27 protein-coding genes are annotated in these 25,538 nt (G+C 69.1%); 2 read left to right on the forward strand and 25 right to left on the reverse strand.

Features of this window, described 5'->3' with window-relative positions:
* Positions 1-135: 135 nt before the first annotated feature.
* The 6 genes from VKV57_04035 to VKV57_04060 all read right to left on the reverse strand — a co-directional run bounded on the left by VKV57_04035 (position 136) and on the right by VKV57_04060 (position 4,877).
* A complete protein-coding gene (locus VKV57_04035; protein ID HLW59078.1) occupies positions 136-1,014 on the reverse strand; it encodes an SRPBCC family protein in 879 nt (292 codons plus the stop codon).
* Complete coding sequence (locus VKV57_04040; GenBank protein HLW59079.1) at positions 918-1,892, reverse strand: methionine synthase; 975 nt, start codon at positions 1,890-1,892, stop codon at positions 918-920. The genes VKV57_04035 and VKV57_04040 overlap by 97 nt, the downstream gene beginning before the upstream one ends.
* Positions 1,889-2,863 (reverse strand): methylcobamide--CoM methyltransferase, encoded by a 975-nt coding sequence (locus VKV57_04045; protein ID HLW59080.1) that lies wholly within the window; start codon positions 2,861-2,863, stop codon positions 1,889-1,891. Before VKV57_04045 ends, VKV57_04040 begins: the two co-directional genes overlap by 4 nt.
* 82 nt (positions 2,864-2,945) lie before the next feature.
* The gene (locus tag VKV57_04050; GenBank protein ID HLW59081.1) at positions 2,946-4,085 is read right to left on the reverse strand and encodes an acyl-CoA dehydrogenase family protein; all 1,140 of its coding nucleotides are present in this window, start codon (positions 4,083-4,085) and stop codon (positions 2,946-2,948) included.
* A gap of 123 nt (positions 4,086-4,208) precedes the next feature.
* Positions 4,209-4,475, reverse strand: coding sequence for a NifU family protein (locus VKV57_04055; protein ID HLW59082.1), 267 nt, complete (start codon positions 4,473-4,475; stop codon positions 4,209-4,211).
* Positions 4,476-4,478: 3 nt separating this feature from the next.
* On the reverse strand, positions 4,479-4,877 hold the full coding sequence (locus VKV57_04060; protein ID HLW59083.1) for an iron-sulfur cluster assembly accessory protein: 399 nt from the start codon (positions 4,875-4,877) through the stop codon (positions 4,479-4,481).
* A 157-nt stretch (positions 4,878-5,034) separates the two neighbouring features.
* On the opposite strand from VKV57_04060, the gene VKV57_04065 reads away from it, so the two are divergent.
* Positions 5,035-5,484: a secondary thiamine-phosphate synthase enzyme YjbQ gene (locus tag VKV57_04065; protein ID HLW59084.1), complete on the forward strand. Its 450-nt coding sequence runs from the start codon at positions 5,035-5,037 to the stop codon at positions 5,482-5,484.
* Positions 5,485-5,491: 7 nt separating this feature from the next.
* Here VKV57_04065 and moeB read toward each other — a convergent pair whose 3' ends face one another.
* Positions 5,492-6,664 (reverse strand): molybdopterin-synthase adenylyltransferase MoeB, encoded by a 1,173-nt coding sequence (gene moeB, locus VKV57_04070; protein ID HLW59085.1) that lies wholly within the window; start codon positions 6,662-6,664, stop codon positions 5,492-5,494.
* 244 nt (positions 6,665-6,908) lie between these two features.
* Between moeB and VKV57_04075 the strand changes: the two genes are divergently transcribed.
* Positions 6,909-7,925 carry an NAD(P)/FAD-dependent oxidoreductase gene (locus tag VKV57_04075; protein ID HLW59086.1) on the forward strand — a complete coding sequence of 339 codons (1,017 nt, stop codon included), beginning with the start codon at positions 6,909-6,911 and terminating at the stop codon, positions 7,923-7,925.
* 4 nt (positions 7,926-7,929) lie between these two features.
* Here the strand turns inward: VKV57_04075 and lipA are convergent, their stop codons facing one another.
* From lipA to sufC, 18 genes are all read right to left on the reverse strand, one after another.
* The gene (gene lipA, locus VKV57_04080; protein ID HLW59087.1) at positions 7,930-8,796 is read right to left on the reverse strand and encodes a lipoyl synthase; all 867 of its coding nucleotides are present in this window, start codon (positions 8,794-8,796) and stop codon (positions 7,930-7,932) included.
* A 44-nt stretch (positions 8,797-8,840) separates the two neighbouring features.
* Positions 8,841-10,079, reverse strand: coding sequence for a dihydrolipoamide acetyltransferase family protein (locus VKV57_04085; GenBank protein ID HLW59088.1), 1,239 nt, complete (start codon positions 10,077-10,079; stop codon positions 8,841-8,843).
* A 28-nt stretch (positions 10,080-10,107) separates the two neighbouring features.
* A complete protein-coding gene (locus tag VKV57_04090) occupies positions 10,108-11,091 on the reverse strand; it encodes an alpha-ketoacid dehydrogenase subunit beta (protein ID HLW59089.1) in 984 nt (327 codons plus the stop codon).
* Between the two features lie 2 nt (positions 11,092-11,093).
* Positions 11,094-12,131, reverse strand: coding sequence for a thiamine pyrophosphate-dependent dehydrogenase E1 component subunit alpha (locus VKV57_04095; GenBank protein ID HLW59090.1), 1,038 nt, complete (start codon positions 12,129-12,131; stop codon positions 11,094-11,096).
* Between the two features lie 117 nt (positions 12,132-12,248).
* Entirely contained in the window at positions 12,249-13,655 is a 1,407-nt protein-coding gene (gene lpdA / locus VKV57_04100; protein HLW59091.1) for a dihydrolipoyl dehydrogenase, read from the reverse strand.
* Positions 13,652-14,071, reverse strand: coding sequence for a DUF2203 domain-containing protein (locus VKV57_04105; GenBank protein HLW59092.1), 420 nt, complete (start codon positions 14,069-14,071; stop codon positions 13,652-13,654). The genes lpdA and VKV57_04105 overlap by 4 nt, the downstream gene beginning before the upstream one ends.
* 7 nt (positions 14,072-14,078) lie before the next feature.
* Positions 14,079-14,630: a peptide deformylase gene (gene def, locus VKV57_04110; protein HLW59093.1), complete on the reverse strand. Its 552-nt coding sequence runs from the start codon at positions 14,628-14,630 to the stop codon at positions 14,079-14,081.
* 292 nt (positions 14,631-14,922) lie between these two features.
* Positions 14,923-16,521, reverse strand: coding sequence for a molybdopterin-dependent oxidoreductase (locus VKV57_04115; protein HLW59094.1), 1,599 nt, complete (start codon positions 16,519-16,521; stop codon positions 14,923-14,925).
* A gap of 135 nt (positions 16,522-16,656) precedes the next feature.
* Positions 16,657-17,322: an NADH-quinone oxidoreductase subunit C gene (locus VKV57_04120; GenBank protein ID HLW59095.1), complete on the reverse strand. Its 666-nt coding sequence runs from the start codon at positions 17,320-17,322 to the stop codon at positions 16,657-16,659.
* The gene (locus VKV57_04125; protein HLW59096.1) at positions 17,319-17,792 is read right to left on the reverse strand and encodes an NADH-quinone oxidoreductase subunit I; all 474 of its coding nucleotides are present in this window, start codon (positions 17,790-17,792) and stop codon (positions 17,319-17,321) included. Before VKV57_04125 ends, VKV57_04120 begins: the two co-directional genes overlap by 4 nt.
* 10 nt (positions 17,793-17,802) lie before the next feature.
* A complete protein-coding gene (locus VKV57_04130; protein ID HLW59097.1) occupies positions 17,803-18,906 on the reverse strand; it encodes an NADH-quinone oxidoreductase subunit D in 1,104 nt (367 codons plus the stop codon).
* A 10-nt stretch (positions 18,907-18,916) separates the two neighbouring features.
* Positions 18,917-19,420, reverse strand: a complete 504-nt coding sequence (locus VKV57_04135; GenBank protein HLW59098.1) for an NADH-quinone oxidoreductase subunit B family protein — start codon at positions 19,418-19,420, stop codon at positions 18,917-18,919.
* A gap of 277 nt (positions 19,421-19,697) precedes the next feature.
* Positions 19,698-20,123 carry an SUF system NifU family Fe-S cluster assembly protein gene (locus tag VKV57_04140; GenBank protein ID HLW59099.1) on the reverse strand — a complete coding sequence of 142 codons (426 nt, stop codon included), beginning with the start codon at positions 20,121-20,123 and terminating at the stop codon, positions 19,698-19,700.
* Complete coding sequence (locus tag VKV57_04145; protein ID HLW59100.1) at positions 20,110-21,342, reverse strand: cysteine desulfurase; 1,233 nt, start codon at positions 21,340-21,342, stop codon at positions 20,110-20,112. The genes VKV57_04140 and VKV57_04145 overlap by 14 nt, the downstream gene beginning before the upstream one ends.
* Positions 21,343-21,363: 21 nt before the next feature.
* Complete coding sequence (locus VKV57_04150; protein ID HLW59101.1) at positions 21,364-21,708, reverse strand: non-heme iron oxygenase ferredoxin subunit; 345 nt, start codon at positions 21,706-21,708, stop codon at positions 21,364-21,366.
* The gene (gene sufD, locus VKV57_04155) at positions 21,705-23,027 is read right to left on the reverse strand and encodes a Fe-S cluster assembly protein SufD (GenBank protein ID HLW59102.1); all 1,323 of its coding nucleotides are present in this window, start codon (positions 23,025-23,027) and stop codon (positions 21,705-21,707) included. The genes VKV57_04150 and sufD overlap by 4 nt, the downstream gene beginning before the upstream one ends.
* Positions 23,028-23,163: 136 nt before the next feature.
* Complete coding sequence (gene sufB / locus VKV57_04160; protein HLW59103.1) at positions 23,164-24,573, reverse strand: Fe-S cluster assembly protein SufB; 1,410 nt, start codon at positions 24,571-24,573, stop codon at positions 23,164-23,166.
* A gap of 64 nt (positions 24,574-24,637) precedes the next feature.
* Positions 24,638-25,474, reverse strand: coding sequence for a Fe-S cluster assembly ATPase SufC (gene sufC / locus VKV57_04165; protein ID HLW59104.1), 837 nt, complete (start codon positions 25,472-25,474; stop codon positions 24,638-24,640).
* Positions 25,475-25,538 lie beyond the last annotated feature (64 nt).

Genomic DNA, 25,538 nt, shown 5'->3' on the forward strand with positions numbered 1-25,538 from the left:
CCTGGGAGTCCAGCCGGGTGCGTTCGAGGTGGTTAGCCGGACGCGCGGGTGCTGAGAGTAATTATCACTTTCATCATGAGCGTAGCACCCGTCGCGGAACGCTGTCAAGGAAACGGGCGCGAGGGCGATCGGTCGCTACTGCGCGGGCGGCGCGCCCGTCGCCTGGCCGCCCGGACGTCGGCCGCGACGGCGGTGCCGTCGGCGGCGGCGACCCGAGGGCCGGGACGGTTCCCTCTGCGACCCCGCCGGGCCGACGGCGGTGGGGCCGGGCGAAACCGGGGGGCGCACCGCAAGGGCATCCCCGGCGGAGTCCAGAGGCATCGAGCGGTCGCCCTCCTCGACCTCGCCCGTGGACGCGTCTTCCGGGGCCGGCGCCAGGGTGTCGTCGGCGAGCGAGTCCACCTCCCCTTCCTCATCCGGGGCCGCGGGCTCGGGCGCACCAGGGGCCGGACGGGCAGCCCGACGCTGCGGAGCCTTGCGCTCCGCGGCCAGCTTGATCCGGGCGAGGAACCGCTCCACAAACTGCACGAAGAACTGACGGGCCGCATCGTCCGAGATCATCGCGATGGCGGGATCGACCTCGAGGCGGTACACCACCTCGGTCCCGTCCTCCACGACTTTCAGGGTGCACTCTCCGCCGAAGGCGCGCAGCGTCCCCCGCAGCTGCTTGAACTCGATGGAGTGCGGCGGCCGCAGGGTGACCCGCTGGACCGACTCGATCGGCAGGCCGATCAGATAGCCGGTCAGTGTCACCATCTGGCCGCCCCGGCGCTTCTCCACGGACTCCGCCGTCATCCAGAGGGGGGCGGCGTAACGGGGGAGGTGATCGACGCGCCCGATGTGAGCAAAGACCTTGTCGGGAGAGGCGCGCATCACCCGGCGCGCCTCGATGGCCAGGATCGGTGGCGCCGGGGCGGCTATCGGGTCAACTCCTCTCGGATGCGTCGGGTGCCCGCCACCATCGAGGTCAATTTGGCGACCGTCTCCTCGATTGTCCGGGTCTTCAGGCCGCAGTCCGGCGTGACGTAGATCTGCTCGAGCGGGATCACCTTCAGCGACCGGCGGATCCCGTCGGCCACCTCCTCGGGCGTCTCCGCGCGGTGGCTGTGGGCATCGAGCACCCCCAGGCCGATATCTTTGGTGAACCGCGGGGTCCGAAACGTCTCCAGCAGCGCGAAGTCGTCGTTCTTGAGGGCGAGGTCGATCTGATTCACGGCCAAGCGCAGCATCGCCGGATAGATCCGCGGCACGTCCCCGTAACAGACGTGGGTGATCGTGTAGGCGGAGAGCCCCCGGGTCACCATCGCCATCGCCTCAACGGCGAGATCGAAATCTTCGTCCGGCCGCGTGTGGATGGCGGGCTCGTCGATCTGGATGTACCGGGCCCCGGCGCGCTCAAGGTCCGCCGCCTCGTCGTGGATGGCCCGGGCGAGATCCAGCACCAGCTCCCGGCGCGTGGGGTAGTGTTCGTTGAACGACCACTCCGCGATCGTGTACGGACCCGTCAGCATCCCCTTCACCGGCCGGGGGGTCAGCCCTTGGGCGAACTTCCACCAGTCCACGGTGACCGGGCCGCGGCGGCCGACCGGCGCCACCACCGCCGGCTTCGGGTAGTACCGGTTGCCGTACGAGCGCACCAGGCCGGGGATGGCGAACCCGTCCATCTGGTCCGCGAAGAACGCGACCATATCCCCGCGGTACATCTCCCCGTCCACCAGGACGTCCAGCCCGATCTCCTCCTGGCGGCGGATCCACTCCTCGGTCGCCTGGCGCTCCAGCGAGCGCAGCTCTTCGTCCGGCAGCTGTTTGCGTGCGTGCTTCCGCCTCGCCTCCAGGATGTACGCCGGCTTGGGGAAGCTTCCGACCGTCGTGGTGAGCAGTGACGTGGTCATGCCGCCTCCTTCCCGGCCCGGCGGACCCCGGCCACCAGGACCTCCAATTTCCGCCGCGCGATCCGGCGGGGCAGGAACTCCAGCCCCGCGCTCGGCCCGACGTGGAGGTGCGGGGCGGGCACGATCTCCGCGGCCCGACGACACGCCTCCGCGATCGCCTCGGGCGTTTCCATCTTGGTATTCCGGGCGTCGAGGATCCCCAGCCCGAGTTGCTTGGTGAACTTCGCCCGGCGGAGCACCTCCCAGTTGCGGGTGCCGGCGACGAAGTCGACGCCGACGATGTCCACGGGGATCTCGAGGATCGCCGGGTACAGCCCGTCGATGTGGCCGAAGTAGGTGTACAGCGCGCGCGTCGCCGTCACCCCGTCCCACAGCACGTCCATCGCCCGCCGAAACAGCGGGAACCGATCGCGGTGTGTGAGCAGCCCAGGTTCGTCCACCTGAATCACCGGCGCGCCGGCCGCGGCCAGCGCCCTAAGCTCGTGGTTGAGGGCCGCGGCGAGGGCCATCACGAACTGGTCGAGGTTTCCGTAGAATTCGTCCCGGCTGAGGACCGCCAGCGTCAGCGGCCCGGTCACCACCGGCTTCACCGGACGCAGGCTGTGGGCGGCGGCGAACCGATAGTCGGCGACCCCGATCGGGCTGCGCCAGCCGATCTCGCCCACCGCCACCGGCTGCCGGTAGTAGACGTTCGTGTCGAAGTACCGCTGCAGGCTGTGGATCTCGAACCCCTCCAGCCCGTGTGCGAAATAGGTTTGGCCGTCCTCCCACCGAATCTGCCCATCGGTGAGGAGGTCGACCCCGGCCTCCGCCATCTCCGCGAGCACCTCGGACGTCACCTCGTCCTCCACCTGGCGCAGATCGGCCGGGGTGATCTCGCCGAGCTGCCGCTTTGCCACGCTCGTCCGCCACCGGCCCGGGGCGGGGGGATCGGGAATCTTCGGGTAGCTGCCCACAACCGTCGTCTTCAACTGCTGCACCTCCGGCCCGCATGCGCGGGGGAATTCGGTGGACTTTCCGCCGGCGACGGACCACCACGCCCGCCGCCCGCGCTCACGCCAGCACCTCACGGGCGATCAGCATCCGCTGCACTTCCGAGGTCCCCTCACCGATCTCGCAGAGCTTCACGTCCCGGTAGATCCGCTCGACCGGATAGTCCTTGATGAACCCGTACCCGCCGTGGATCTGCACCGCCCGGGTCGCCGCCCGCGCGGCGGCCTCCGACGCGTACAGCTTCGCCATCGAACTCTGCTCACGATACGGCAGCCCCCGATCGGCACGTGACGCCGCCTCCATCACCAGGAGTTCGGCGGCGTCCAGTTCGGTCGCCATGTCGGCGACCATCCACTGGATGGCCTGAAACTCCGCGATCGGCCGACCGAACGCCCGCCGCTCTCCCGCGTACGCCACCGCCGCGTCGAGCGCCGCCCGCCCCAACCCCAGCGACATCGCGCCGATCCCGATCCGGCCGCCCTCCAGCACGCGCAGCGCGTCGCGGTACCCTTCGCCCGGCTCCCCGAGCATCTGCGCCGCCGGGACGGCGCAGTCTTCCAGGACGACCTCCGCGGTGTCGCTCGACCGGACGCCGAGCTTGTCCTCGTGCTTCCCGACCCGCAACCCGGGGGTGCCGCGCTCCACGACGAAGGCGGAGATCCCACGCGGTCCCGCCTCGGGGTGCGTCCGGGCCATGATGACGTAGGCGCCGGCGATGCTGCCCTGCGTCACGAACACCTTTGTCCCGTTCAGCACCCACCGGTCGCCCCGGCGCTCCGCCCGCGTGACCAGCGCGGCGGCGTCGCTGCCCGAGCCCGGCTCGGTCAGCCCCCACGCCCCGAGCGCCTCACCGCTGGCCAGTCGCGGCAGGTAGGCCCGCTTCTGCGCCTCGGTTCCCGCGCGCACGAGGTGCCCCGCGCACAGCGAGTTGTGAGAGGCCACGGTGAGCGCGATCCCGCCATCCCCCCAGGCCAGGGCCTCGATCGCCAGCGCCGTGCTCACCGCATCGAGGCCGGTGCCGCCGTAGGCCTGAGGGATCACCATCCCGAACAGCCCCAGCCTCGCCAAACTCGGAATCAGCGAGACCGGAAACGCCCCCTCGGCGTCCCACCGCCGGGCATGCGGACGCAGCTCGCGGGCGGCAAACTCCCGGAGGGTATCGTGGATCAGCCGCTGCTCGTCGGTGTAGTCGAATCGCACGCCATGCTCCCGCCGCGCCCGACGACCAAATGAAAAGCCCCTCATGCCGTTCCATGAGAGACCCAGGGTTCCTTCCGACCTACCCCTTCCCGACCGGGACGTCGGGCCTCCGGCTCGGGCCGTTCAGAAGGGCGCGGCTTCGACCGCCTTGATCTCCGGGACCTGTTCCTTCAGCATGCGCTCCACACCGGCCTGGAGCGTCATCATCGAGTACATGCACCCCACACACGACCCCGCCAGCCGGATCTGCACGATCCCGTCGACGATGTCCACCAACTCGAGATCGCCGCCGTCCTGCTGCACGGCCGGGCGGATCTGGTCGAGGACCTTCTCCACTCGAGCGTGGAGGTCGTCGACGTCCGCGGTCGCCTGCCCGGTGGGCCGGTCCATCGCCTACTCCCCCGCCTCGGCTTCCTCGCCGCAGGGGTCGGCGTGCCCCGCCTCATCAGCGGTCTTGAACGAGTGCCCGCACCCGCAGGTGGCCACGGCGTTCGGGTTGCGGATCGCAAACCCGGTCGCGGTCACCGAATTGACGTAATCGACCTCCGACCCGCGCAGCAACCTCGCGCTGGTCCGGTCCACCAGGAGGCGCACCCCACCCCGCTCGATGACCTCGTCGTCGGCTTCGGGCGAGTCGAACGTCATCCCGTAGGAAAATCCGTCGCACCCGCCCGGCTGAATGAAGACCCGGAAGCAGAGGTTCGGATCGTCCTGCTCCGCCAGCATCTCCTTCAGCTTGGCGACCGCGCTCTCCGTGAGCAACACCGTTGGACGCCCGACTTCAACCGACATCGTGTGTCACCCCGTCTGATTGAACTGCCCTACATTGCTCCTCAATTGTATCTATGCACCGTCCGGTTTGTCAAACCGCGTTTGTCAAGCCGACGAGGCCTGTGCTACAATCCAGTCGATTTTCCGACGGGAACCCGCTCCCGAGGAGGCCCGACGCGTGCGACAGACACTCACCGCGGCCAAGGCGTTCACCACGACCCTCACGGTGCCGACGCGCGACCCGGTGGAGATCGTCAACCTCACCGACCAGATTCAATCGCTCGCGGAGATGCGCGAGATCGTCCGCGGATTCGTGCTGGTGCACAGCCTGCACACCACCACGGGACTGTGCCTGAATGAGTTTCAGGAAGCCCTGCTCCACGACATCAAAGCGTTTCTCGCGCGCCTGGCCCCGCGGGACGGGGGGTACCGCCACAACGACCCCGCCTTCTCCGACGACACTCGCAACAACGCCGCCAGCCACCTCGGCGCCATCACCCTCGGGCAGACGCTGCAGATCCCGATCGAGCAGGGAACCCTGGTCCTCGGCACCTGGCAGCGGATCCTGTTCTGCGAGCTCGACGGTCCGCAGACCCGCCGCGTGTACGTCCAGGTGATGGGGGTCTAACGCTCGGCTACTCGGTCGGCAGCTGCGCGTTCACCCAGGCCAGGATTCCGCCCGCCAGGTTCACCGCCTTGCCGTATCCCTGCTCGCGCAGCAGCGTCACGATCTTTCCGCTCCGCCCGCCGGACCGGCAGTAGATCACGGCCGGCGTCCCCTTGTCGATCTCCCGCAGGCGGGCGACCACCTCGCCCATCGGGATCAGCCGGCAGCTCGGGATGTGGGATTCCTCGTGCTCCCACGGCTCGCGCACGTCGACGAGCTGCACTCCGCCCCGGTCCAGTAGCGCCTTCGCCTCCTGCGGGGTGACCTCAGGGATGTCGACCTTCACCGCCTGAGTCCGATCGTGGGCGGGCATCCCGCAGAACTGCTCGTAGTCGATCAGCGCGCGAATCGTCGGCCGGTCACCGCACACCGGACATTCCGGGTTCCGGTTCCACCGCACGACCCGCGTCTCTCCCTCCAGGGCATCGAAGATCAGCAGCCGGTTGGCGAGCGTCTCCCCGGCTCCCAGCAATAGCTTCATCGCCTCCAGCGCCTGCCGGCTCCCCATGAACCCGCACAGCGCGCCGAGGATCCCACCCTCGGCACAGCTCGGCACGGCGCCGGGAGGCGGCGGGGTCGGGAACAGACAGCGGTAGCATCCCCGGCCGGGCACGAACGTCGTCGCCTGCCCCTCCCACTTCAGGATGCTCGCGTCGACGAGCGGCTTGCCGAGCAGCACGCAGGCGTCGTTGATGAGGTAGCGGGTCGGAAAGTTGTCGCTGCCGTTGATCACCACATCGTAGGGGCGGATGGTGTCCATGGCATTGGCGCTCGTCAGCACGGTCTGGTAGGTCACGACGGTCACGTCGGGGTTGAGGCCGGTGAGCGTCCGGCGTGCCGATTCGGTTTTGGGCTGTCCGATCGCCGGGGTCGTGTGGAGGATCTGCCGGTGCAGGTTCGTGAGATCCACCTGGTCTCCGTCCACGATCCCCAGGGTGCCGACCCCGGCGGCGGCCAGGTACAGTGCGGTCGGCGACCCCAGCCCGCCGGCGCCGATAATCAGCACCTTGCCGTGGAGCAAACGCGCCTGCCCCGCGATCCCCATCTCCTCCAGGATGATCTGGCGGGAGTACCGCTCCATCTGGCCGGCGGTGAGCAGCGGGGCCTGCGGCTGCGCGCCGGACACCCTCGTCGTGGCCATCTCATACCCTCCGTCCAACCGTCCTGCGGGCTACACCCCACGATAGGGACTGCCCCTTGGGCTGTCAAGAACGGAGAACGCGCGGCGGAGCCCTGCGCTTCCCCCGGCGGCGCGCCCCGCGTGAAGCCTCGGTGCTATAATGTCCCCTGGCCCCCGCCGCGCCGCGGGCCCGCCCCGAGCACGACCGGCGCAGGGCGCGGCGGGGCATAGTAGGGATGGGCAGAAGTTCAAGTGGAGGGTCGCGATGGCTTCGGAGTTGTACGACGTCACCATTCTCGGCGGCGGTCCGGTCGGATTGTACGCCGCGTATTACGCCGGCTTCCGGACGCTGCGCACGAAGATCGTCGAGAGCCTCAACGCGCTCGGCGGACAGATCACCGCGCTCTATCCCGAGAAGTTGATCTTCGATGTCGCCGGATTTACGCGCGTCATCGGCCGTCAGCTGGTGGACAACCTGGTCGAGCAGGCGATGCAGTACCAGCCCACCGTCTGCTTGGGGGAAACCGTGGAATCGCTGACCACCCTCCCCGATGCCACCCTCGAGCTGAAGACGGGCGCCGCCACCCACCGCAGCCGGACGCTCTTGATCACCGCCGGCATCGGCGCGTTTCATCCGAAGATCTTCAAAAATCCGCAGATCGACGGGTTCGACGGCCGGGGGCTCTACTACTTCGTGCGCAGCTTCCAGGACTTCAAGGACAAGCGCGTCCTCATCGTCGGCGGCGGAGATTCGGCGGTGGACTGGGCGCTCGGGCTGCTCGGGGTCGCGCGGTCGATCACCCTGATCCACCGACGGGACGAGTTCCGCGCCCACGAGGACTCGGTGCAGAAAATGCTCAAGTCGTCCGCGCAGATCAAGACGTTCTACGAGTTGCGGCGCCTGGAGGGCGGCGCGCAGGTGGAGCGGGCGGTGATCTACCAGAACAAAACGAACGCCGAGGAGACGCTGGAGGTCGACGCCGTCATCGCCTCGCTGGGGTTCCTCAGCACGCTCGGCCCGATCCAGGACTGGGGGCTCGAGCTGGAGCACGACAGCATCCGCGTGAACACCCGGATGGAAACGAATCTCCCCGGGGTCTACGCCGCCGGGGACATCGTCACGTATCCGGGGAAGGTCAAGCTGATCGCGACCGGCTTCGGCGAAGCGGCAACGGCGATCAACAACGCCGCCGGCTACATCAACCCCAAGGCGAGCCTCTTCCCCGGGCACAGCAGCTCGCAGGCGGTGCACGACAAGCAGAAGGCCTCGGTCGGGACGTAAGCCCTCAGCGCGCGCCGGCCCCCGCCGCCTGCTCGTCGGCGTGGTAGCTGCTGCGCACCAGCGGCCCGGACTCGACGTGGCGGAAGCCCATCGTCAGCCCCTCGCGCTTCAGCGCGGCGAACTCGTCGGGATGGTAGTAGCGGACGATCGGCGCGTAATCCCGCCCCGGGCTCAGGTACTGGCCGACCGTCAGGATGTCGCACCCCGCCTCCCGCAGGTCGCGCATCGTGTCCAGCACCTCCGCCCACCCCTCGCCGAGCCCCACCATCATCCCGCTCTTGGTGAGCCCGCGTCCGCCCCACGCCTTCGCCCTGGCGAGGAGATCGAGCGAGCGCCGGTAGTCCCCGCCGGCGCGGACCGCCCGGAACAGCCTGGGCACCGTCTCGATGTTGTGGTTGAGGATGTCCGGCCCGGCGTCGAGCACGGTGCGCAGCGCCGCGGGGTCGCCCTTGAAATCGGGGATCAGGACTTCCACCGAGCAGGCGGGCCGGCGCTCCCGCAGCAGCCGGATCGTCCGGGCGAAGAGCGCGGCGCCGCCGTCGCGGAGATCGTCGCGGTCCACCGAGGTGATGACGACGTGGCGAAGCCCCATCGCGGTCACCGCCTCGGCCACCCGCTCCGGCTCCTGGGCGTCCACTTCCGTCGGCAGCCCGTGGGCGATCGCGCAGTAGGCGCAGTGCCGGGTGCAGACATTGCCGAGGATCAGAAACGTCGCCGTCCCCCGCTCCCAGCAGTCCCCGATGTTGGGGCAGCGCGCTTCCTCGCACACGGTGTGCAGCGCCTGGGTGCGCATGATCCCCACCAGCTCCCGGAAATGGGGGCCGGTGGACAGCTTCACCTTGAGCCACTCAGGCCGTCGCCGTTCGTTCATCGTCCCTCCGCGCCGCCGGTCCCCGCCGGGGAACGACGGCCCACCTAGAATTCGGGGGAGTCCCCCACCGGCGTGAACCCCTCCACCTGCTGCTTGATATGACCGAGGAACTGCATCCCCACGGCGCCGTCGAAGATTCGATGGTCGAACGCCAGCCCCAGGTACATCATCTCGCGGACGGCGATCCCCTCCCCCACCACCACCGGGCGCCGCACGATCGCGTCGGTGGCCAGGATCGCCGCCTGCGGATGGTTGATGATCGGCATCGACATCACCGACCCGAACACCCCGGCGTTGGTCAGCGTGAACGTGCCGCCGGAAACCTCCTCCAGCGTCAGCGTCCCCTCGCGCGCCCGGGTGGAAAGCCGGGCGAGCTCCTTGGCCACGGCCACGACGGGTTTCCGATCCGCGTCCTTGATGACCGGGACGATCAGCCCGTCGGGCACCGCGACGCCCACCCCGAGGTTGATCGCCTGCTTGTACAGGACCCCGTCCGCGGTGAAGGTCGAATTCACCATCGGAAACGCTCGAAGCGCCCGGGCGGCCGCGCAGACGATGAAGGCCGTGATCGAAATGTTCACGCCCTCCCGGGCGCTCCAGGCCGCCTTGTGCGCCTCGCGATGGCGGACGATCCCGGTGACGTCCGCCTCGATGATCCCGTACGCATGCGGGATCTCGCGCTTGCTGCGGGTCATCCGCTCGGCGATCGCCCGGCGGAGCGGGGAGAGCCGGTGGAGTTGGTCGCCCCCGGCGGAGGCGGGCGCGGCCGCCTCCGCCGGGCGCGGGGCGGAAGCGCGGGCGTCGAGGTAGCGGAGGACGTCGTCTTTCGTGATCCGCCCCCCCTCCCCGGTCCCGGAGAGGCCTGCCAGTTCCTGGGCGCTGAGACGGTGCTCCTCCGCCAGCCGGCGGACCAGCGGCGTGAGCTTCACCCCTTCGGGGCGGGGACGCGCCGGGGCGCGACGCTCGCCGTCGTCCGCGGAGCGAGCCGCGGCGGGTGGGACGGACGCGGTCGCCGGAACCGCAGCTCCCTGGACGGCGGCCCCGCCCTGCTCGTCGATCACCGCGATCGCCGTGCCGACGACCACCGTTTCCCCTTCCGCGACCAGAATCGCCCGCAGCAGTCCGGCGGAGGGTGACGGCATCTCCACGTTGACCTTGTCGGTGATCACCTCCACCAACGGCTCGTACTTGGCCACCGCCTCCCCGGGCTGCTTGAGCCACCGGCCGATCGTCCCTTCGTGCACACTCTCGCCGAGCTGGGGCATTTTGATCTCGGTGGGCATCTGCGAAATCCTCCGGACCGCGGACGGGCTAGTAGACCACCAACGCGCGGGCGGCGTCGGCGATCTTATCGGCGGTGAGCATAAACCACGCTTCGAAGGGCGCGGAGAATGGGACGGCCGGAACATCCGGACCGGCCAACCGCGTGGGGGGGGCGTCCAGGAATCGGAACCCCTCCTCGGCGATCGTCGCCGCGATCTCCGCCCCAAAGCCTCCGAACCGGTTGTCCTCGTGGACGATCAACGCGCGGCTCGTCCGCTCGACGCTCGCCAGGATGGTCTTCGTGTCGAGGGGGCGCAGGGTCCGCACGTCGACGACTTCCGCTTCGATCCCCTCGCGCGCCAGCGCCTCCGCGGCTCCCAGCGACTCCTGCAGCATCAGCCCGTAGGCAAAGATGCTGAGATCCCGCCCCGGGCGCCGGGTCACCGCCGGGCCGATCGGAACGGTGACGTCGGCGTCGGGGACGTCGCCCCGCAGCGACCGGTACATCTTCTTGTGCTCAAGGTACAGCACCGGGTCGGGGTCGCGGATCGCGGACTTCAGCAGCCCTTTGGCGTCCGCGGGGGTGCCGGGGACCACGACCTTCAGCCCGGGGATGTGTGCGTAGAAGGCTTCGATCGACTGCGAGTGGTAGAGGGCACCGTGCACCCCTCCGCCGAACGGCGCGCGGATCACGATCGGACAACCGAAGTCGTTTTTCGACCGGAACCGCATCCGCGCCGCCTCGCTCAAGATCTGGTCGAATGCCGGATGGATAAAATCCGCGAACTGGATCTCCGCGACAGGCCTCAGGCCGTTCACCGACATCCCGATCGCCACCCCGACGATGCACGACTCGGCCAGCGGCGTGTCGATGACCCGGGCCTCCCCAAACGCCTCGGACAGCCCCTCCGTGACCCCAAAGACCCCGCCCTTCAGTCCGACGTCTTCCCCCAGAACCACGACGGACGCGTCCCGGGACATCTCCTCGTGGAGGGCGTCGTGGATGGCGTCGATGAAGCGCTTATCGGCCACGGCTACCGGGGGACGTCGGGAGATTCGGCGTAGATGTAGCGGGTGACGGTCGCCGGGTCGGGCAGCGGGGCCGCCTCGGCGAGTTCGCTGCCCCGGTCCACCTCGTGCTGGATCCGGGTGCGGATCTCCTGTTCGCGGGCGGGGGTGAGGACCCCCCGCTTCCTGAGCTCGGCGGCAAAGACGTGGACGGCGTCCCGCTCCCGATCACGTGCCAGCTCCTCCGAGCTGCGATACTTCTCCTGGCGGTCATCGCTGCTGTGCGCCGTCAGACGGGGCACCTTGACCTCGAGGAGGGTGGGCCCCTCCCCGCCCCGGGCGCGCGCCACCGCTTCCTTGGCGGCGGCGTACACCGAGAGCACGTGGCTGCCGTCGACGGTCACCCCCGGCATCCCGTACCCGGCCGCCCGGGCGGACACGTTCGCCACCGCCATCTGCTTGCTTTGGGGGACCGAGATCGCGTACCCATTGTTCTCCACGACGAAGATCACCGGGAGGCGGTGAACCGCCGCGAAGTTCAGCGCTTCGTGAAAATCCCCTTCGCTCGTCGCTCCCTCGCCCAGCACGACGAGGCAGACCTCCCCCGTCCCCCGCAGCTTCGCCGCGTAGGCGATCCCCGCGGCGTGAAGCAGCTGGGTGGCGACCGGGCTGCTCGTGGACAAAATCTTGTGCCGGGAGTGCCCGTAGTGGCCGGGCATCTGACGTCCACCGCTGCTGGGATCGCTGTCCCGACCGAGCTGGATCAGAAAGATCTCCTCCGGCGGCATCCCCTTCAGCAGCACCGCCGCCACCGAACGGTAGTACGGGACGAGCCAGTCACGCTCTCGGTCCAGCGCGTAAACCGTACCGACCTGGGCGCCCTCGTGCCCCTGACCCGAGATCATGAACGCCGCCTTGCCCGACCGCTGGAGCGCCCACATGCGCTCGTCGACCGCGCGGGCGAGGCAGACATAGTAGTACATCTCCAGGGTCTGGGCGGCGCTCGGTTCGCCCGTGTTCGGGGAGACTCGGGTCTTGATCGTTCTGGTCTCCTTTGCGCTCATGGAGCCTCCCGTGTCCAGAAGATGCCGCGCGACGCTCCCGCGAAGGGTTCCCCACCCGGCGAAGGCGCTCCTCCCCCCCTCGCTCCCATCATACCCCACCCGGGAACCCCCTCACGATCAGGCGTGCACCGCGCGACCGAGCGCGGCGAGCGCCGCCTCCTTCACCGCCTCGGAGAGGGTGGGGTGCGCGTGCACCGCCTGGCCGATCTCGAGCACCGTCGCCTCGAGCGTCTTTCCCAGCACCCCTTCGGGGAGCAGCTCGGTCACCTCCGGACCGACGAGGTGCACCCCGAGGATTTCGCCGAGCGCGCGGTCCGAGACGATCTTGACGAACCCCTCGCGGTGGCCGAGGATCGCGGCCCTGGCGTTGCCCGCAAAGGGGAAGCGGCCGACCGCGACGTCGTGCCCCCGCTCGCGCGCCTCCCGCTCCGTGAGGCCGCAGCTCGCCACCTGGGGGATCGAATAGGTGGCGCGGGGCATCAAGGTCGGGTCGAGCGCGGGGGGAACGTTCCCCGCGATCGCCTCGACGGCCAGGGTGGCCTCGGCCGACGCCACGTGCGCCAACAGCAATCCCCCCGTGACGTCGCCGGCGGCGGAGATCGACGGGACCGCGGTCCGCATCCGCTCGTCGACGCGGATCCCGCCCCGGGCGGGCTCGAGCCCCGCCGCCTCCAATCCCAGCTCCTCGACCACGGGGGCGCGCCCCACGGCCACCAGCGCGTACTCGGCCTCCACCACTTCCTCGACCGCCCCCGCCCGAAGGGCGACCCGCACGCCGTCGGCGTGCGCCGTCACCCCGGCCACGGCGGTCCCCGGCCGGACCGTGACGCCGCGCTGGGCGAGGGCCTTCGACACCACCGCGGACACCTCGTCATCCTCGAGCGGGAGGATGGTGGGCATCATCTCCACCAGCGTCACCGCGGAGCCAAAGGCGGCGAAGAGACTCGCAAACTCGGTGCCCACCGCCCCGGCCCCCAGGATCGCGATCGACCGCGGCACCTCAGGGAGTCGCAGCGCACCGGCGTTGTCGAGCACGCGCCGGTTATCGATCGCCACGCCGGGCAGGCTGCGGGGGCGCGATCCGGTGGCGAGCAAGATGTGCCGGCCGTCGAGGTGCGCCTCGGACCCGTCGGTCGCGGCGACCCGGACGCGGGTGGGGTGCACGACGCGGCCGTCGCCGGGGAACACCGCGATACCGTGCTTGCGCATCAGGAACTCGACTCCACGGAAGTTGGTCCCGACGACCCGCTCCATCCGGCGGCGCAACTTCGCGTAGTCCAAGGAGACCCCGGTCGCCGCGATGCCGAGCTCGTCCGCCCGGCGCATCGTCTCCAGCAGTTCCGCGGTGTGCAGGAGCACTTTTGTCGGGATGCACCCCACGTGGAGGCAGGTTCCGCCGAGCTTCTCCCGTTCAACGAGCGCGGTCCGCAGGCCCAGCTGGGCGGCGCGGATCGCGCCCACGTACCCCGCGGGGCCTCCGCCGATGATGATCAGATCGTAAGATCCCGCGGGTGCGGTGCTCATGTCTGATCCAGGGGGAGCCGTGCGATGGGTTGGCGACCGGCGAAGCCCTCATCGGCCCCGTGCCAGAACGCGATGGCGGGCTCTCCCACCCGCCAGCAGAGGAACACGGTGGCCCCACCGCGGGCGCGAAAGGGAAAATCCACCAGCCCGGCGTCGAGATCGCGCAGCACGCACCCCGTCGATTCGATTTCGCCCGCCAGCGCCACCAGCCGCTCCGTGATCGAGTCCAGGACGCGCTGCTCGTCGGCGAGCGCGCTCAAGACCAGCTCGCCCTCCCCCAGGCGCTTCCAGAGGAGATCGAGCCGGGCCTTCTTGACCACCGCCTCGTCCCGCAAGCGCCGGAGGGCGGTCAGCATCTCGGTGAGCCCGGGGAGAAGATCCGTCGCCTCGCCGAGCGTGAAGTGCCGGATCGGCATCGTGACATCACCGCCCTCGCCGCGCGACGCGCGGCCGGCGATCGGGCCACCGCCGCCGCAGCAGACGTCCCGGATCGACGAACAGCACGCCGTTCAGGTGGTCGATCTCGTGCTGGAACACCCGGGCCAGGATGTCCTCGCCTTTCACCACGATCGGCCGGCCGTGAATGTTCCGGCCCTCCACCTCGACCCGCTGCGCGCGCCGGACGTCTCCGTACACCCCAGGGATGCTGAGGCAGCCCTCCGTCCCGACCTGGCTGCCCCGGCGTCGACGGATCCGAGGGTTGATGACGGCCAGCGGCTCCTCGCCGATGTCGATCACCACAACGCGGAGCGGTGTGCCGATCTGGGGAGCGGCCAAACCGATTCCGTTGGATCGGCGCATGCTGGCGAACATGTCGGCAACCAACTGCCGGATCGCCCGGTCGACGAGGCGAATTCTCCGGCTGCGCCGCCGCAGGATGCCGGCGTCCGCATCACGCAGGGTGACGATCCGGCGGGAGCGCGCCCGAACCCCCCGGAGTCTCCGGACCCGCCCGCCACGGGGACGCGGGCTCACCGACGCCGAAGCGACACCCGGACCCGGTCCGACTCGGCGGCACCGCCGAACCGTTCGCGCCGGCCTCCGGAAGGGACACCTCGGCCCGCGCTCCTCATACCCCTCCGAGACCCTTCGCCGCGAACGGGCGCATCGCCGAGGGTATTCTTGGTGGTGGGGTGGGGAAAATCCTTGCCCGCCCGCCTCAGCGCGCGGCGATGCCCGAAACCAGAAGCGTGACCCCACCCACGGCGAGAAGGGACCCGGGCAAATGTCCGGATCCCTTCCCCTTCATCGGACGATCGGAGGGCACTTATCCGAAGCGCACCTTCACCGTATGATACCCCTGCCCGCCGTCCGGCAGGGTCGGCTCCGGCTTGGCCGGCTGGAGCGCGCCCTTCCCGTCGGTGGCGCGCACGCTGATCGCGTACTCGCCGGCCTTCGGGGGCGTCCAGGTCGCCGACCAGAACTGCCAGGTGTTCACCCCCAGCGGCTCCTTCACGGCGGCGGGCAGCCAGGTCTTGCCGCCGTCGGGGCTGAACTCGACCTTGGAGATCCCGCGGTTGCCCGCGAACGCCCAGCCGCCAAGGGCGAGCGCGGCGCCGTCTTTCGTCTCGACCCGGAACGCGCTGTTGGTCTTGACGATCGCCTCCTGGTCCCACCCCTGCTGTTCCCAGTAGCCCCGGACGTCCTTGTACTCGAGCGCCGACGCCTCGATCGTGGTGAGCCATTTGGGTTGCTTCATCCCGTAGCGGTTGAGCAGCAGCACACGGACCGGGGCGCCGTGCTTTTGCGGAATCGGAGCGCCGTTCATCTCGTAGGCCAGCATGGACAGCGGGTCCATCGCCACGGCCAGCGGGATCGACTCCTTGTACCCGTCGGCGGCGGTCCAAATGATCGTCTTCACCTCCGGCTTGACCCCCGCCTGATCCAGAAGGTCCTTCACGCGCACGCCGTTCCACCGGGCGGTCCCGATCAGGTCGCCGCCCACCTCGTTGCTGATGCACTCAAAGGTCTGGTAGCGCTCGACCGGGGGGGCGGCCTTCTTGAGCTCATCCAGGGTGAGCGTGAGCGGCTTCGCCACGAGCCCCTTCACTTCCAGCTTCCACCGCGCCACGTCCACCGTGGGATCGAAGAAATTCTTGGAGACCTGGTAGAACTGCCCGTCCGGCGTGATCTCCGGCGGCATCCCCTTGACCAGCTGGAACGCCTGGGCGGCGGCCGCGGCGACCCGTGAGGTCGCTGTCCCGATCCACGTCGCGCAGCGACTCCCCGCGGCGGCGGCGACCAGCACGATCGCCGAGCGGCGCAGAGCATCGCGGCGGGTGACGCGGTCCCGCGAATCCCGCGCGCCGGAGGCGGGCCGCGCCGCGCTCGGCTGGCTGCTCGAGGCGGTCAGGCCGGCGGTCGCCGCCCGGACGGGACGCCGCCCGCCGGGCGCCGGACCGAGCCCGGCGAGGACGATCCCGTACGCGACGCTCGCCAGCGCCATCGGCACGGCGGGAGCCAGGACCATCGTCGTCAGCGGAACGCCGAGGATCCCGCCCTCGATCAAGGGGAGAAAGACGTAGGTGAGGAACGCCCAAGCCAGCACCGCGATCTCCAGGGCGAGGACGAGCCGGGGGCGCCGCGTCCGCCGGCCGAGCCGGGCGTAGAGCATCCCGCCGATCCCGAACCCGATCACGCCGGTGATGACGGCCATGACCAGCCCCAACGGTTTCGCGAGGTGCTGGAGTTTGGCGAGAAAGAGCGCGAAGATCTGGTACGGGATCAGACGGATCATCCGTTCGGCGAGCGCCTCCGGAAGCGTCGGCGTCCCGGTGGCGGACCGGTAGGCGAAGAACACCAGCATCGCGGCCACCCCGCCCGCCGCGCCCGCCCAAAACCCCCGCATAAGAGGAGTCTGTTTCACAACCGCTCACCTCGTAATGAAGCTCCTGGTATCAATCCTAAGCGGCGCGTGTAAAGACCAGATAAAGTCCCGATGAAGGCGGAAAGGTGGGCAACAGTAACCGAACCCCGCGGTCGTGGAGGAGAACCGGTGCCGTCAGGTGCGTGACCCGCGGCCTTCCCATTCTTCCCCCGTGGCGGCGATCTCGCGCTGCCGCTCGGTCGCGATGTCCACAAGCCACTGCGGGTCCTCGTAGACATAGTCCTTGCGCAGCGGGTGCCCCTTCCAATCCGGGCTCATCATGATCCGGCGGAGGTTGGGGTGGGCCTCGAACACGATGCCGAAGAGATCGTACGCCTCGCGCTCGTGCCAGTCGGCGCCCCGCCACAGCCCCGTGACGGACGGGATCCGCGGATCGCTCCTCGGGATCGCGACCTTGAGCACCGCGGCATGGTTGCGCACCAGCGACGCCACGTGGTAGACGACATCGAAATGATCCGACCAATCGATCGCGGAGACGAAGGAGAGGTACGCCATGTCGAACTCCGGGTTGTCCCGGAGCCAGCGGCAGAGATCCAGGATCTCGTCCCCCGGCACCAGGAACGTCGGCTGGTGGTGATGATAGACCTTGGACTCCTCGCGCTTCAGCGGGCGGGGCGCGGGCTTTCCCGCCGCCTTCGCCGCCTCCGCCGCGGCCCGCCACTCTTGCTCCTTGCCCTGCCACTCCTCGTCGGCTTTCGCCTCCTCGACCTGCTGCTCGGCCAGGAGATCGCGGACGTGCGGAAAGCGCGCCAGCAACTGGGCGACGCGAGCGGGGGTCATCGCACCATCCCCCCCACGATGCCGCGCGCCACCGGCTCTTTCGGCGCCGCGGCGTGGAGGTCGTCGAGGTCGTAGAGCAGCCGGTCGCGGCTGTACGTCGACGCCTCGTAGTGCGGCACGAACACGATCGCCTCGGTCGGGCACACCTCGACGCAGTACCCGCAGTAACAGCATTTGTCCATCTCGATGTCGAACCGGGTGAGCACCCGCTCCTTGCCCTTCCCCTCCGCCTCGATATGGATGCAGCGGTCGGGACAGATCCGCTCGCACTGGAAGCAGATGATGCAGAGATCCTTCCCCGTCGCCGGGTCGATGGGCAGCGCCAGCAGCCCGTGAAACCGGTTGGACACATCGACGTGCTCAAGCGGATACTGCACCGTCACCTTGCGGCGGACCATGACGCGAAATGTCAGCGCCAACCCCGTCGCCAGCGCGGTCACCGCCCGGGTCACGCGAGTCACGAGTGGCATCCCGACCCTCCTACCGGTCGACGTCCGAGAGCACGATATCGATGCTGCCGAGGATCGCGATCACATCGGCGATCTTCCAGCCCCGCATCATTTCGGTCAGCGCGTACAGGTTGCTGAACGACGGGGCGCGGACTTTGACCCGGTACGGGGTCTCGCCGCCGTCGCTGACGATGTGCACGCCGAGGTCGCCCCGCGGCGACTCGGTCTGGACGAACGCTTCCCCCCGGGGCGCCTTCATCGTCATCGGCACGCGGGTCCGGATCTCACCGCCGGGGAGCGCGCGCAGCACCTGCCGGATGATCCGTACCGACTGGCGCATCTCCGCAAGGCGCACCAGGTAACGGGCGAAGCAGTCGCCGTCCTCCAGGACCGGGACGTCGAACTCCATCGCGTCGTAGACCTCATAGGGGGCCGCCTTGCGCACGTCGTACGCGATCCCGCTCGCGCGGGCGACGGGGCCCGACGCGCCCATGGCGATCGCATCGGCGCGGCCGATCCGGCCGATCCCTTTGACGCGCGCGAGGAAGATGGGGTTCTCGGTGAGCAGCGCTTCATATTCGTCGACCCGGGGGAGGAAGGCGTCGAGGAACGCCCCGCACTGCTCGCTCCACCCCTCCGGCAGGTCGGCGTACACCCCCCCGATGCGGAAGTAGACGTGGTGCAGGCGGCCGCCGGTGACCCGTTCGAACAGGTCCAGGATCGCCTCGCGCTCCCGGAAGCACCAGAGGAACACCGTGGTCGCCCCGAGGTCGATCGCCCAGGTCCCCAGCCAGACGAGGTGACTCGCGATCCGGTTCAGCTCGCAGAACAGCACCCGGATGTACCGCGCGCGGTCGGGCGGGCGGATGCCGGCCAGACGCTCCACGGCGAGGCAGTACGCCTCCTCGTTGTTCAGGGCGATGAGGTAATCCAATCCCCGGTCGACGAGGGCGACGTTCTGCACGTACGTCCGGTGCTCCATCATCTTTTCGACCGAGGAGTGCAGGTACCCGATGTCGGGCTGCACGTCGACGATGTTCTCGCCGTCGAGGGTCACGATGAGGCGCAGCACCCCGTGCGTGCTGGGGTGCTGGGGCCCCATGTTCAGCATCAACTCTTCGGTCCGCAGCGCCATCCCCGTTCTCCTAGGACCCCCGCAGTGCCGCGGCGGCCTGCTGGCGCAGGAACGGCTCGCGCTTGATCTTTTCCTGGAGCTTGAGGATCCCTTCGATCAGCGCCTCGGGGCGCGGGGGGCACCCGGGCACGTAGACATCGACGGGGATCACCTGGTCGATTCCCTTCAGGATCGAGTAGTTGTCGTAGAAGAACGGTCCGCCGCACGTCGCGCACGAGCCCATGGAGATCACGTACCGGGGCTCGGGCATCTGCTCCCAGAGCCGGCGGACGATCGGGGCGATCTTGAGCGTCGCCCGGCCGGCGACGATGATCAGGTCCGCCTGCCGCGGGGTCGCGCGCGGGATCAACCCCATCCGGTCCAGGTCAAACCGGGCGGCGTAGGCGGCCATCATCTCGATCGCGCAGCACGCCAGCCCGAACGTGAGCGGCCAGATCGACGACGCCCGCCCCCAGTTCAGCGCCGCCTCGACGGTGGTGAGGATCAAGCCGCCGCCCGGAATGTTGTCGAGGATCGCGACCGCCTCGGCGATCGGGGTGATCTGGCTGCGGCGCGGCGCCGCGGCCCCTCCCCCGACGACGTTCATCGACATGGTCGCTCCCCTCTCTTCGGCTCGGCGCCCGACGCTGATCAGGTCCCCGTCGACCGCGACGCGAGCACGACGGGAATCCCGGCCCTCGGTGCCGACCGCGCCGGCGGCCTTCGCGTCCACCGGCCGCGGTCCTTCTGCGGATAAAATAACACGCGGGCGGGACCACCGCAAACCGGCGATGCCGCCGCCCGACCCGGCCTCAGCGGTTCCCCACCTCCGCCAGGGCGCCCTCGAGGGTCACCCACCCCAGCGTCGCGCACTTAACCCTGACCGGAAACTTCCGGACGCCCTGCAGCGCCTCGAGATCCCCCAGCGCTTCCGCCGGTGGCTCCCCGTGCATCATCGCCTTGAACGCCGCGATCAACCGCTCGGCCTCCGCGACCGGCTGCCCCTTGATCCGCTCGGTCATCATCGACGCCGACGCCTGGCTGATCGAGCACCCCCGGCCGTCAAAACGCACGTCGGTCACCACCCCGTCCCGGACGGTCAAGAACAACCGGATCTCGTCGCCGCAGAGCGGATTGGCGCCCTCGCGGACGACGTCCGCCGGGTCGAGGGTCCCTTTGTTGCGCGGGTGGCTGTAGTGATCGAGGATCACATCGCGGTACAGATCATCCAGCGACACTGAACAGCTCCCGAGTCTTGAGAAGGGCGCGGGTCAGGACGTCGATCTCCGCCGTGGTCGTGTAGACGTAGAAGCTCGCGCGCGCGGAGGCTCCAATCCCCAGCTTGCGGTGGAGCGGCTTCGTGCAGTGGTGGCCGGCCCGGACGCAGACGCCTTCGGTGTCGAGCACCTGGGCGATGTCGTGGGGATGCACGCCATCGATCGAAAATGCCACCACCCCGCCCCGCTCGGCGCCGACAGCCGGCCCGAGGATGCGCAGCCCGGGGATCTCCCCCAGCCGACCCATCGCGTACGCCGTGATCTCGCGCTCGTGCGCGGCCACCGCCTCCATCCCCAGCCGCTCCAGGTAGTCGACGGCGGCGCCGAGGGCGATCGCATCGCCCACGTTGGGGGTTCCCGCCTCGAACTTCCACGGGAGCTCGTTCCAGGTGGCGTGGTCCATCCAGACGTCGCTGATCATCTCGCCCCCGCCCAGGAACGGCGACATCTCCTCGAGCAGGGCGCGCCGGCCCCAGAGCCCCCCGATGCCCATCGGCCCGAGCATCTTGTGCCCGGTGAACCCGAAGAAATCCGCCCCCAGGGCGCCGACGTCCACGGGGCGGTGCGGGGTGCTCTGAGCGCCGTCCACGACGACCACGGCCCCGCGGGCGTGCGCCGCGCTGGCGATCTCGGCCACGGGGTTGACCGTGCCGAACGTGTTGCTGACGTGGACCAGTGCCACGATCCGCGTCCGGTCGGTGAGCAGGCGATCGAGATCGTCGAGGATCAGTCGTCCTCGGTCGTCAAACGGGATGGAGCGCAGGCGCGCGCCGCACGCCTGCGCCAGCATCTGCCAGGGGACGAGGTTGCTGTGGTGTTCCATCTCGGTGACCAGGATCTCGTCGCCCGGCCCGACGTGCGACCGGCCCCAGGCGAAGGCGACGAGGTTCAGCGCCTCGGTGACGTTGCGGGTAAAGAGGAGCTCCTCCGGTCCCGCCGCGCCCAGGAACCGCGCCACCTTGGCGCGGGCGGCCTCGTACTCCGCGGTGGCCCGCTCGGCGATGGAATAGACGCCGCGGTGGACGTTGGCATTGTATTCCTCGTAGTAGCGGACCAACGCGTCGATCACCTGGCGCGGCTTCTGCGAGGTGGCCGCGCTGTCGAGGTACACCAGCGGTTTTCCGTTGACGCGGACGCGAAGAATCGGAAAGTCGTCGCGAATCGTTGCCGGGAACCCCATCGTTCGCCTCCTCGCCCGCCGCTACCGGCGGTGGGGAACCTCCCCCGAGCGGTGCGCCTCGGGGGACACCAGCACCTCGCCCCCGTCGACCCGCACCGGGTAGACCGCCACCGAGCGCACCGCCGGCAGCGCCAGCACCCGGCCGGTCTTGGCGTGGAACCGGGCGCCGTGCTTGGGACAGACCACCACTTCTCCCGACAGCGTCCCCTGGCTGAGGGACGCCTCTTCGTGGGTGCAGGTATCATCGATCGCGAAGAACTCACCGCCCAGGTTGATCAGCGCGACGGCCCGGCCGCCCACGTCCACCCGCTTCATCGACCCGGGCGCCACCTCGCTCGCGCGGGCCACGCGAATGTACTCGCTCACACGTAGTCCCCCATCTTGCGTTCCACGGTCTCGCTCAGCCGCTGGCGGATCATCTCGAGCGGGATCCGGTCGAAGATCTCGGCCAGGAACCCGTCCACCATCATCCGGACCGCGACCGCCCGCGGCAGCCCCCGGCTCATCAGGTAGAAGATCTGGTCTTCGTTGAGCCGGCTGGTGCTGGCGCCGTGGGTGCAGCGGAGGTCGTTGGCCAGGATCTCGAGCTTGGGCATGCTGTCCGCCCGCGCCCCCTCCGAGAGAATCAGGTTGCGGTTGAGCTGAAAGGCATTGGTCTTCTGGGCGCCGTGATCGGCACGGATCAACCCGGAGAACACCGAGCGCGCCTTGTCCTTGAGCACGCCCTTGTAGAGGAGGTCGCTCGTGGTGCTCCGCGCGACGTGCTCCTGCAGGGTATGGTAGTCGAAGTGCTGGGTCCCGTCGCCGAAGGCGATGCCGAGCATCTCCGATGTGCTCCCTTCCCCGACGAGCCGGCTCTCTACGTTGGTCTTGACGAGCCCCGCGCCGAACGCCACCATCAGGCTGTTCACGGTGGCATCCCGCTCCAGGACCATCCGGACGATGCCGAACTCCCAGAGGTTGCGCGCCCAGTCCTGGAGATTGACGTAGCGGATCTGGGCTCCGGCCTTGGGGATCAGTTCGACCGCGTGGTTGACGAGGGTCCGCGAGGCGCCCGGGGCCGAGCCGAAGACCTCAACGAGGGTCACGCGACTGCGCTCCTCGGCCACCACGAGCGTGTGCGGGAGGAACGCCGCGCCATCCCGATCCAGCCAGGTCCCCGTGACCAACTGCAGGTCCACCTCGAGGGCCTTCGGGACGTACAGGAAGGTCCCGCCGCTCCACAACGCCCCGTGCAGCGCCCGGAACTTGTTCTCGTCGTCCCGCACCACGGTCCCGAGGTACGGCCGGACGAGGTCGGGGTGCTTGACCACCGCCTCGGAGAGCGAGGTGAAGATCAGCCCGCTTCGGGCCAGCTCGCCCGCCAGCCGGCTTTGGACCTCGACCCCGTTGGCCACCAGCCGCAGCCCGGCCGCCTCGGTCGGATCGCCCACCAGCGCCAGAAGCGGCGCGGGCGGCGCGCCCCGGTGCACGCGGTGGGGCAGCACTCCGAACGCGTCCAGATCGAGCCCGCCGATGTCGGTGCGGCGCCATTCCTCGCCGACGTTCGCCAACGGCAGGGGGAGCCGTTCAAAGGCTTCCCACGCCGCGAGACGGTGCTCGCGCAGCCAGGCCGGCTCGCCCGAGGCGGCGCTGTGCTCCTCGACCACTGCCCGGCTCAACGATGCCGGAGGGGCGTCACTCACAATGGTGCCTCCATCTCCCCGCGGTGCGCTCGCGCGCCCGTCTGGTCCCGTGCGCCTCGACGGACGGCAGGCGGTCAGAGAGGGCAGAGCCCGACGCCCTGCCCTCCCGTGCCCTCCTCACGCCAGCGGGGCGCGGCTAGCCGACCGAGCCCTCCATTTCGAGCTGGATCAGTCGGTTCAGTTCCACGCTGTATTCCATCGGCAACTCTCGGGAAATCGGCTCGATGAACCCGCGGACGATCATGCTCATCGCCTCGTCCTGGTTGATCCCGCGGCTCATCAGGTAGAACAGCTGTTCATCCGAGACCTTGGAAACGGTGGCCTCGTGGGTCACCTGGACGTCGTCCTCGTCGATTTCCATTGTGGGGTAGGTATCCGACCGCGACTGGTCGTCGAGGATCAGCGCGTCGCAGCGCACCGCGCACTTGCTCCCCTTGGCGCCGGGGTAGATCTTCACCAGCCCGCGGTAGCCGGCCCGCCCGCCGGACTTGCTGATCGATTTGCTGACGATGGACGACTGGGTGTGCGGAGCGGCGTGGATCACCTTGCCGCCGGGATCCTGGTGCTGCCCTTCGCCGGCGAAGGCCACGGAGAGGATCTCCGCTTTCGCTCCGGGCTCGAGCATGTAGACGCTCGGGTACTTCATCGTCAACTTGCTGCCGAGGTTCCCGTCCACCCACTCCATCGTCGCGTCGCGATAGGCCACCGCCCGCTTCGTGACCAGGTTGTAGACGTTCTTCGACCAGTTCTGAATGGTCGTGTACCGGACGCGCGCGCCCTCCTTGACGATGATCTCCACGACCGCACTGTGCAGCGAGTCGCTGGAGTAGGTGGGGGCGGTGCACCCTTCCACGTAGTGCACGTACGACCCCTTCTCCGCAATGATCAGGGTCCGCTCAAACTGCCCCATGTTCTGGGCGTTGATCCGGAAGTAGGCCTGCAGCGGGATGTCCACGCGCACACCCTCGGGGACGTAGACGAACGATCCCCCGCTCCACACCGAACTGTTCAGCGCCGAGAACTTGTTGTCCTCAGGAGGGATGACGGTCCCGAAGTACTCCTTGACGATGTCCGGATGATCGCGCAGGGCGGAATCCATGTCGAGGAACACCACGCCCTGTTTCGTCCACTCCTCGCGCAGGCTGTGGTAGACGACCTCGCTCTCGTACTGAGCCCCCACGCCGGCCAGGTATTTCTTCTCCGCCTCGGGGATCCCCAGCCGGTCGAAGGTCTTCTTGATGTTCTCGGGGACGTCGTCCCAGGTCTTCCCCTGGTTCTCCATCGGCCGGACGTAGTAGTAGATGTCGTTGAAATCGATCTCGCCGACGTTGCCGCCCCAGGTGGGCAGCGGCTTCTTCTCCCACACCCCGAGGGAGTGGAGGCGGAACGCCCGCATCCACTCGGGCTCGCTCTTCATGTGCGAGATCATCTCCACGATCTCGCGGTCGAGTCCCTTCCGGGATTTGAACGCGTACGCATCCTCGGGATCGTGGAACCCGTACTTGTACTGGTCGAGATCGATGCCGAGCGGGCTCGTCACTGCCATGATGCCTGCGCCTCCTCGCGAATCTCGCCCCGACCGACGGCCCGACGCGGCGCGCCGATGGGAGCTAGTGCCTGACCCAAAAGACCTTCCCCGCGCTCCGGACCTCGCCCTCCGAGGCGACCTCGGCGGCCACCTGCTCGTACTGCGCCCGGATGCCATCGTACCCGATCTGATCGAGCTCGTCGGCAAGCGCCGCGCCGCCCGAGGTCACGATCCGGCCGTCGAACATGACGTGAACCGTGGTGGGCTTGATGTACTTCAGGATCCGCGGGTAATGGGTGATGACGAGCGCCCCCATCTTCTGCCCGGAGGTCTCGTACATCCTGTTCACCCCGGCCGCCACGATCTTGACCGCGTCCACGTCCAGCCCCGAGTCGGTCTCGTCCATGATCGCGATCTCCGGCTCGAGCACCGCCATCTGCAAGATCTCGGCACGCTTCTTCTCCCCGCCGCTGAACCCCTCGTTCACGTAGCGGCCGAGGACCGCCGGATCGACCTGCAGCTCCGCCACCTTCGCCCTGACCAGCTTCTGAAACTCGGCCAGGCTCATCAAACTGTCCTTGTCAAATCCCCGCCGCGCGCTCACCGCGGTGCGCAGGAAGCTGGCCATCGTCACCCCGGGAATGCTCACCGGGTACTGAAACGCGATGAACAGACCCCGGCGGGCCCGCTCGTCGGGCGCCATCGCCACGAGGTCCTCGCCTTTGTAGAGCACCTCGCCCTTGGTCACCTGGTAAAACGGATTGCCCATCAACACGTTGGCGAGCGTGCTCTTCCCCGACCCGTTGGGGCCCATCAGGGCGTGGATCTCTCCCGCGCGCACGGTCAGGTTGGTCCCTTTGAGGATCACCTTATCCTCGACCTGCGCCCACAGATCCTTGATCACGAGCTCGGCGTCCATCCGTCTCCCCCGACCGCGCCCCGGCCCCGCGGCGGCGCTTGGCCGCAGCGGCTCCGGCAATTCT

This window comes from bacterium (assembly GCA_035307765.1).
Taxonomy (GTDB): domain Bacteria; phylum Sysuimicrobiota; class Sysuimicrobiia; order Sysuimicrobiales; family Segetimicrobiaceae; genus Segetimicrobium.

Coding starts and splice junctions, on each gene's coding strand:
- VKV57_04040 (HLW59079.1), bottom strand. CDS start 1,892: ATGACCACGTCACTGCTCACCACGACGGTCGGAAGCTTCCCCAAGCCG.
- VKV57_04055 (HLW59082.1), bottom strand. CDS start 4,475: ATGGACCGGCCCACCGGGCAGGCGACCGCGGACGTCGACGACCTCCAC.
- VKV57_04060 (HLW59083.1), bottom strand. CDS start 4,877: ATGTCGGTTGAAGTCGGGCGTCCAACGGTGTTGCTCACGGAGAGCGCG.
- moeB (HLW59085.1), bottom strand. CDS start 6,664: ATGGCCACGACGAGGGTGTCCGGCGCGCAGCCGCAGGCCCCGCTGCTC.
- VKV57_04075 (HLW59086.1), top strand. CDS start 6,909: ATGGCTTCGGAGTTGTACGACGTCACCATTCTCGGCGGCGGTCCGGTC.
- lipA (HLW59087.1), bottom strand. CDS start 8,796: ATGAACGAACGGCGACGGCCTGAGTGGCTCAAGGTGAAGCTGTCCACC.
- VKV57_04085 (HLW59088.1), bottom strand. CDS start 10,079: ATGCCCACCGAGATCAAAATGCCCCAGCTCGGCGAGAGTGTGCACGAA.
- VKV57_04095 (HLW59090.1), bottom strand. CDS start 12,131: ATGAGCGCAAAGGAGACCAGAACGATCAAGACCCGAGTCTCCCCGAAC.
- lpdA (HLW59091.1), bottom strand. CDS start 13,655: ATGAGCACCGCACCCGCGGGATCTTACGATCTGATCATCATCGGCGGA.
- VKV57_04105 (HLW59092.1), bottom strand. CDS start 14,071: ATGCCGATCCGGCACTTCACGCTCGGCGAGGCGACGGATCTTCTCCCC.
- VKV57_04120 (HLW59095.1), bottom strand. CDS start 17,322: ATGACCCCCGCTCGCGTCGCCCAGTTGCTGGCGCGCTTTCCGCACGTC.
- VKV57_04125 (HLW59096.1), bottom strand. CDS start 17,792: ATGCCACTCGTGACTCGCGTGACCCGGGCGGTGACCGCGCTGGCGACG.
- VKV57_04130 (HLW59097.1), bottom strand. CDS start 18,906: ATGGCGCTGCGGACCGAAGAGTTGATGCTGAACATGGGGCCCCAGCAC.
- VKV57_04145 (HLW59100.1), bottom strand. CDS start 21,342: ATGGGGTTCCCGGCAACGATTCGCGACGACTTTCCGATTCTTCGCGTC.
- sufB (HLW59103.1), bottom strand. CDS start 24,573: ATGGCAGTGACGAGCCCGCTCGGCATCGATCTCGACCAGTACAAGTAC.
- sufC (HLW59104.1), bottom strand. CDS start 25,474: ATGGACGCCGAGCTCGTGATCAAGGATCTGTGGGCGCAGGTCGAGGAT.